Raw genomic sequence first — 6,571 nt, forward strand, 5'->3', positions numbered from 1 at the left:
CACCGTCACCGTCGGGGCCCGCAGTTCCTGATCGACACGACGAACACGGGGTGGATACTTTTACCTGGCCAAAAACGGATACCTCGACTTGACCACCAGTGGGTACTTTTTCATGGCCACGGACAGCGGAGAAATACCTGATCTGGAATTGGGCAACACTCATACGAAGCGATCTTGCGTCGGGCGCGTTGGGAACCAATCTCTACAAGAAGGGCTTTGCGCCGTCAGTCGAAGTCACCGAGATACGGGAAGGGTTCGTTGCGATCCGGGGCAGCGCCGGGGCTGCGGCACTATCCGCCCCACGCGCAACGATCTTCAGCCACTTGATGGCGACGCCGGTGGAGGAAATCGAGAGGCTGGTCAATGTCGGCATGCCGTCGACCTAGACTCCGGACGAAACGAGCATTCCTGAATGTCGCATGCGGCGTCGGGTGGAGTAGAGGCCGAGACCTCTCAAGTTTCAACCTGAGCCGAGAGTGACCAAGCAAATTCAGATTTTGACCCGGACACGAGCCTATCTACAGGCGTGTTCTCACGGTGAGGTGAGCATTCGTTGAGCGAGCAAACAGACGTGAGCGAGGCAACTGAGATTTATCTGCGGCACTATCCGGGAAGAACGACGCAGAGTTCGAGACACATTTCGGTTCAACACGAGCCGCACTGATGAAAACGTTCGTCCAAGAGATCCTGAATGAAGCCATGACGATAGAACCTGATTGGACCAACCTGTCACTGGATGAGGCAGGCGATTTTGTTGAGGCTGAGATGCGTCATAGACATCCAGATCTCTCCACGAGCGCGCTGAGGGCAATCGGCAACTACTACACATATCTTATGCGATGAGTCGTGAAAGCAGGGTCTACCGGCGCTGAAGGCCGACCAGCTCTCCGCCGCACAGAGACATCTGCTAAAGCGTTTGTCCCGCAGCAGATTGAGTAAGTGCTGGACTCACCGCCGGTCCCTATCCAAGCGCCGGACCGTTTTGCGCCGCCGAATCGTTTCACTGGCACAATCGGACGTTGCGCCTAGAACGCAGGAGCAATGATTCACATGCGGTTTGAGAAAACCCATTTTTCGGAGACCGGCCGCTACTGGCTGGGCCGTGAGACGACGACCCAGCGACACTTCCTCGGCGTTCCCCTGTCGAACAGCATGATCGACTACATCGAGTACTACTGGCTGACAGCCGACCAATACGACCGGTTTGCGGTCGACAGCAGGACCGCCACCGAGTTCGCTGACTCCTGCCGTCGCCGAGAACGCGACGACATCCTTGCTTTCCCACCGGGACCGGATCGTGGCAGCCCGCGTTGAGCCACCCGCGCGGTCCCCGAAATTCATGCAGGGTCATTGCCGCAGCGGACCGCAGGCTCTACAGAAGCGGTCAGTGTTGCTGAGGAGGACCCGCCGGTGTATGTCGATTCGTATTTTTCACCGCACCACCGGTACTCCCTTGGCGTCGAGGTCGGCTCTGGGCGAAAGTATCTGTCAATTCCTGTGAGCAATGGAGTCTTTAACTACGAGGAGTACTACGAACTGGACCCCGACGAGTACAACGTTTTCTCATCAGATCAGCTTGCAGCGTCGGAATTCGCGCAATCGTGCCGGGAACGTGAGCGGGACGATCGGTTGATCGAACGGCCGGGGTGGAATCGTGGCACACCGGTCTGAGTCGATTGTCGAAAGTCAGAGGAAGGATCTCCCCGGTGATGACAGCGTTCGCCGATGCAGTCGAGGCCATCGTCGGACCCGTCCTAGCGGTCCGTGGCTTCATGCTCGACCAGGTCGACGATGAGTCGGACAGCGGAGGCCGTGATCTCCACGTCGTCTACTATCGCTCCCCTGATTGCAGGATCCAGGTCTATCAGTCCTCGCGCGAGGGCGAAACCAACGCCATGATCGCGCCGAGCAACGCTCCGAATCAGCTCGGCTTGAACGCGCCCGGCTGGCAATTCCTGACCACGTTCATTGAACAGCCGGCTGGTCCCATCGCCGAAGTGATCGAGAAAGCACGGCTCGAGTATCACGCCTATGGCGAGCCGCTCCTATGGGTCCGCGATCGCATCGTGAAATACTTCGATGCCGCACGCGCTCGAATCGCCGCGCCGCCTGGCAAGGATTGATGCCGTGAACCGCGCCCGCGCGTCCCGCGAGAATTCGAGACCATGACGAAAGACGGCTTCTCGGAGACATCTTTCTCGATCTCCCGTCGCTTCTCCTTCGGCAGCGATCTGCACACGGGTGAGTTCTATCTGGCGATAGCTGTGAGCAATGGCGCCGTCGACTACAACGAGTACTACCGCGTCAGCGGCGAACTAGCGCGAAGCTTCGCGACCGACTCAGAGTCGAGTATCGCCTTCGCTGAGGCCTGTCGCCGTCGCGAGCACGACGATCTCCTTCTCTACCAGCCCGATGGGCGAAGAGGGGCCCCGATATGACGAACCCGTATCAAAGTCTCTTGCTGCTGGGAACTTACGACTGGGTCGCGCTTGATCACGTCCACCGAGAGATGGCCCGTCACATGATTGGATCTCCGATATCGCGGATTCAACAAGCCGCACTAGAGTTGATGCGCGAGGTGGTTGAGCAGGGCTTGTTCGAGATCGGCGACGTCACTGCCGAGCGCGGGTTCGTCCGGTGGCTGGAGCCGATCGATCAAGCGATCTCTCGGGTAGGGCGCTATTACATCGACGCGTTCGACGACACCACCGTGTGGCCATGGTGCTGCTGGCTCAATTTGACTCCGTACGGTGAACAGATCGCGCATGAGCTATCGACCCGACAATTTCCGACGGATAGCTAGCAACTCGGCACGTGTGCGCACACCGCGAAACCCAACGCTACAAATCCTATTCCGAAAGATCAGCGGCCATGATGGATCTGGGACTAGACGGCAAGAAACTGCAATCTGTGCTCATCGAGAACTCTCTCGTCATGACGTTCTCAGACGATTATTTCGCCCTGATGGCGTCGCCTCTCACGTTGAGTCGCGACGGCGAAGCCTTCACCTTGACCCCGGACGAAGACCCTGCGGAGGCCTTCGCTCCAATCCGCCAGTTGGTGGGGTTGGACATCATTGAATCGATAGCCGACGATTCCGGCGCGCTCAGGATGGCTTTCGAAGACGGCAGCCTCATTCATGTACCGGCTGATGACCAGTACGAGGCGTGGAACGTATCGGGCCCCCGCGGGGCGCTCGTCGTCTCGATGCCGGGCGGCGAGCTCGCGATCTGGAGCGCACACGCCAGATCGGATACCCCGGAATGAAATCGACGTGCGGAAGGTCGGTTCGGTGGATGTGAGCTTGAAGTTCCTCCACGATGACGAGAGGCGGATGCTTCATGACGTCGTGAGTCGTCGTGACCCAGCGCTGTCCGAGAAACTCGCGGTCACCGACGCGGTGTCGCGCAGCGACGCGGAGTTGATCGTGTCGATCCTGTGTGATGAGTTCATCGACAACCTCGATGACGAGTGGGAACCGACGGCGTACGGCACAGCGGTCAGCGATCTCTTGCAACGTGTCAATGCGGCGAGATTGGACGGGACGTGAGGCGACGTAGCGACCAGTGCTGTGGCCATGACTGAAAGCGCGCTGACAGTTAAGGAGCGTGCGCTGATCCTCGCAATCGTGAGCACCACAGGACATTACGATGCCGACGCACTACAGGCCGAGCTCGCACGGGCGCTGATCTCGCACGGCACGACATGGGTGTGCGACGTTCAGGTGCCGGACTCGACACCGGTCTTCGATTGTCCCGACGGACCATTCCCCGCCCGGGCGTTCGTGTCCGAGGGCGTCGACTATCAGGGTGAGATCATCATCTGGGTCACCAGGGGCCACCTTTCCGGACTGGAGTACGCCTGGGTGACCAATGAGCCGCCCACCCGCTGGCCACGACCCGACGAGCTGGAGGTGCTTCCAGCGTGATCAACTACGAAAAGTTTCCGGGTCTCGACGGGTTCTATCTCGAAGACAGCTTCGTCTTGGCCATCACCGAGACACCGTCAGCGCTGACCTTCACCCTCGACGCCGTGCTGACGCCCGAGCATCCCGCGTATCGACCGCCGCGAACAGGCGAGCATCACTGCTACCGATCCGCCGACCTGACGTTCTCTGAATGCACAAGCGCCGAATGGCTGCACCGGTCGCACAGGTTCTTCGCCGATGCCACGGGGGCCAAGGACCTCGGCGGCATCGATGCACTCGTAACGGGCTCCAGTTCCGTTCTTCTCGAGGGTGATTGGGGTCGTGTCCGAGTATGGGGATCGCGGAGCAATGGCTATCCCCGACCCAGGATGAAACTGAAGTCAGATCACGACTCGACCGTCAGTGAGTGAGCGAGAGGTGATTCCGTGACGCCGGACTATACGGGTCTACCCGACATCAACTCCTATATCGATCTCATCGACCGCTTCCTGCGTCGATCCGTCAGCGCGCCCGTCTTCCAACTCACCTATCTCCGGATGGTGAAGAACGAGCAGCGGGTTCTCGGCCAACCTGTCTTCCCCGTACTTCAGGAACTGTTCGAAGACGCCGACCGCTATGTCGCTGAACCTCGACTGAGAACGGGAACGGACGACCTTGACGACGACGGGCTCATGTCATGCGCTGCCCGCGCGCGAGGGGCGTTGCGGGAACTCGGTTACACCTGAAGTAGTCATGGGCTGCCTCGGTGCGCCTACGCCTCGCCCAAACTCGGCCGGTAACCATCGGCCTCGGTCTCAGCGGCAAGCAACGCCGACAACTCGCCCTCCTGCTGAGAAACAAACACACCGATCACTTGGCGGCACACCTCCGGTACCGTGACTCCCTGCCGATCGGCAATGCGTTTCAACCCGACGAGCATGGATGTCGTCACGTGGAACTGCACCGCGTACTGCCCACACGAACCGTCCTCGGGCGGCGGCCCCGGACCCACGACCACGGGATCTTCGACGCCGAATGCGTCCACGTCAGCAGCTCGGACCCTTTGGACACCGCCACTACTGCCGTCGTCGGCTGGTTCCCGAACTTCCTCGTGACTGAACAACCCCATGCCGATAACGCTAGACCTCCAGTATCTCGATGCCTGAGTGGTGCACAGTGAAGGTCTGACGACGACGGGGGCTACGCGATGGACGATGCTGTCAGCGATCCGCTGGTGCTCGGGCAGCGAGTGGTCGCCATTCTCGAGACGGGCGCACGTGACGCCACCTACAAACTGGCATTGTTGATGGCTCTGATCGAGTACTGCATCGAAAATCTGCCGGATCGACCTGATGACACACTCCAGGTACCGATTGCCCACCTCGCACACCGGGTGATCGCGCTGTATTGGCGCCAAGTGCGCCCGTTCGAAGGACAGGAACTCGTTCAGCGCCGAACGGGGAACCGAGCCCGCATCACCGATGCGACGAAGCGCCTGCGTGAGGCTGCCGGGATCGGAAACAGTGGGCTCTCGCTCGAGGTGGCGATGATGCGGGCGCCCGATGCCTACGCGGACGCGATCGACACGGTGGTCATCGCGCTGGCCAAACAACCCCTACGGCGACTCCAGAAGCTTCCGGGCGCCGCCACAAACGACCCGTTTCTTTATGACGACTCGTTCCTCGGCGAGAACGTCTCTCGCAAGATACTGCGTGCGCACGACGACTCCATCGTGTTGAAGCCAGGCATCGCCTCCGGGCTGGCCCGTCTGGCCGTGCTGCTCAAACCGGCGCTGGAGATCATGTGGGTTGACGACGTTCGGCGCATGAATCGGTTCCTCGACGCTGAGGTCCCCGACGTGGCCGGACATCTGTTCGGTCGTGACCGCCTGACGTTGTCGGCAATCCGCGAGCCGTTCAAAGACGCCTTCGGACCGCACTGTTTCTACTGCGGCAGTCACCTTCCGACGAACAATCCGATCGACCATGTGTTGCCCTGGTCGCTCGTCGGAATCGACGGCCTGGCCAATCTGGTGCTCGCCTGCACACGGTGCAACACCGACAAGAGCAGCGCGCTGCCGGCAGTGGCCATAGTCCACCGGGTACTGCACCGGGATCGAAAGACGCTCGAAAACATTGCCTCTCAACTGCAGTGGCCAACACAGCACGACCGGGTAATCGCCGCGGCGCGCGGAATCTACCGCGGTCAACCAACGGGTGTGCCCACATGGGCGGGGTACAAGCAGACGGAAAGACTGGACATCGGCTTCCCACCGCGGTGGCCCTGAGAACAATCACGATCTTACGGCTGGAACACGTTCGCGATCTGGCGGATGTTGAGCTGGTCGAGAACCGGTCGGAGAAAGAATCAGGACCTCGGTTGTAACCGCGCGGGTATCGCTTGGTCCTCTCCCCCGTGTGCACGAAGTTCGTCGAGCCTTTGCCGATACGCAGGCTCGTGTTCCGCACCGATTGTCCTGCCGGCATCTGTGAGCCGCAGCCACAACAACCACGGCCACCCGGCACGGTTGTCGAAGTGATAGCGTCCCGTGGAGTGGTGGACTTCGGATCTGGCGTGGTTCACGCGTTGTGATCAACGAGTCATGTTGAACGCTAGGTGATTTGGTGTTGTTTGGCAAGTGCTGCCGCAGCGTGTTTGGCGGCA

13 protein-coding genes are annotated in these 6,571 nt (G+C 60.2%); 12 read left to right on the top strand and 1 reads right to left on the bottom strand.

Translation table 11 applies throughout. The features are described from left to right. Positions 1-188: 188 nt before the first annotated feature. From MHN84_RS29375 to MHN84_RS29425, 11 genes are all read left to right on the top strand, one after another. Positions 189-386: a hypothetical protein gene (locus tag MHN84_RS29375; RefSeq protein WP_241207963.1), complete on the top strand. Its 198-nt coding sequence runs from the start codon at positions 189-191 to the stop codon at positions 384-386. A gap of 664 nt (positions 387-1,050) precedes the next feature. Then, positions 1,051-1,314 carry a hypothetical protein gene (locus tag MHN84_RS29380; RefSeq protein ID WP_241207964.1) on the top strand — a complete coding sequence of 88 codons (264 nt, stop codon included), beginning with the start codon at positions 1,051-1,053 and terminating at the stop codon, positions 1,312-1,314. A gap of 96 nt (positions 1,315-1,410) precedes the next feature. Next, positions 1,411-1,671 (top strand): hypothetical protein, encoded by a 261-nt coding sequence (locus MHN84_RS29385; protein WP_241207965.1) that lies wholly within the window; start codon positions 1,411-1,413, stop codon positions 1,669-1,671. A gap of 35 nt (positions 1,672-1,706) precedes the next feature. Beyond that, a complete protein-coding gene (locus MHN84_RS29390) occupies positions 1,707-2,123 on the top strand; it encodes a hypothetical protein (protein ID WP_241207966.1) in 417 nt (138 codons plus the stop codon). 42 nt (positions 2,124-2,165) lie between these two features. Next, complete coding sequence (locus MHN84_RS29395; RefSeq protein WP_241207967.1) at positions 2,166-2,438, top strand: hypothetical protein; 273 nt, start codon at positions 2,166-2,168, stop codon at positions 2,436-2,438. Beyond that, a complete protein-coding gene (locus MHN84_RS29400; protein WP_241207968.1) occupies positions 2,435-2,803 on the top strand; it encodes a hypothetical protein in 369 nt (122 codons plus the stop codon). Before MHN84_RS29395 ends, MHN84_RS29400 begins: the two co-directional genes overlap by 4 nt. A 68-nt stretch (positions 2,804-2,871) precedes the next feature. After that, entirely contained in the window at positions 2,872-3,267 is a 396-nt protein-coding gene (locus MHN84_RS29405; RefSeq protein ID WP_241207969.1) for a DUF6188 family protein, read from the top strand. A 25-nt stretch (positions 3,268-3,292) separates the two neighbouring features. After that, positions 3,293-3,550, top strand: a complete 258-nt coding sequence (locus tag MHN84_RS29410) for a hypothetical protein (RefSeq protein ID WP_241207970.1) — start codon at positions 3,293-3,295, stop codon at positions 3,548-3,550. A gap of 78 nt (positions 3,551-3,628) precedes the next feature. Further along, positions 3,629-3,928 carry a hypothetical protein gene (locus MHN84_RS29415; protein ID WP_241207971.1) on the top strand — a complete coding sequence of 100 codons (300 nt, stop codon included), beginning with the start codon at positions 3,629-3,631 and terminating at the stop codon, positions 3,926-3,928. Beyond that, positions 3,925-4,338, top strand: coding sequence for a hypothetical protein (locus tag MHN84_RS29420; protein ID WP_241207972.1), 414 nt, complete (start codon positions 3,925-3,927; stop codon positions 4,336-4,338). The genes MHN84_RS29415 and MHN84_RS29420 overlap by 4 nt, the downstream gene beginning before the upstream one ends. 15 nt (positions 4,339-4,353) lie before the next feature. Beyond that, complete coding sequence (locus MHN84_RS29425) at positions 4,354-4,653, top strand: colicin immunity domain-containing protein (protein WP_241207973.1); 300 nt, start codon at positions 4,354-4,356, stop codon at positions 4,651-4,653. A gap of 26 nt (positions 4,654-4,679) precedes the next feature. Here the strand turns inward: MHN84_RS29425 and MHN84_RS29430 are convergent, their stop codons facing one another. Continuing rightward, on the bottom strand, positions 4,680-4,952 hold the full coding sequence (locus tag MHN84_RS29430) for a hypothetical protein (RefSeq protein WP_241207974.1): 273 nt from the start codon (positions 4,950-4,952) through the stop codon (positions 4,680-4,682). A gap of 162 nt (positions 4,953-5,114) precedes the next feature. On the opposite strand from MHN84_RS29430, the gene MHN84_RS29435 reads away from it, so the two are divergent. Continuing rightward, a complete protein-coding gene (locus MHN84_RS29435; protein WP_241207975.1) occupies positions 5,115-6,194 on the top strand; it encodes an HNH endonuclease in 1,080 nt (359 codons plus the stop codon). Positions 6,195-6,571: the final 377 nt, after the last annotated feature.

Source organism: Mycobacterium sp. PSTR-4-N, from assembly GCF_022348085.1.
In the GTDB taxonomy this organism is placed as follows: domain Bacteria; phylum Actinomycetota; class Actinomycetes; order Mycobacteriales; family Mycobacteriaceae; genus Mycobacterium.

What these genes read in the sequence shown, in the direction of transcription:
- MHN84_RS29380 (WP_241207964.1), top strand. Translation starts at nt 1,051, where the DNA reads ATGCGGTTTGAGAAAACCCATTTTTCGGAGACCGGCCGCTACTGGCTG.
- MHN84_RS29395 (WP_241207967.1), top strand. Translation starts at nt 2,166, where the DNA reads ATGACGAAAGACGGCTTCTCGGAGACATCTTTCTCGATCTCCCGTCGC.
- MHN84_RS29400 (WP_241207968.1), top strand. Translation starts at nt 2,435, where the DNA reads ATGACGAACCCGTATCAAAGTCTCTTGCTGCTGGGAACTTACGACTGG.
- MHN84_RS29405 (WP_241207969.1), top strand. Translation starts at nt 2,872, where the DNA reads ATGATGGATCTGGGACTAGACGGCAAGAAACTGCAATCTGTGCTCATC.
- MHN84_RS29435 (WP_241207975.1), top strand. Translation starts at nt 5,115, where the DNA reads ATGGACGATGCTGTCAGCGATCCGCTGGTGCTCGGGCAGCGAGTGGTC.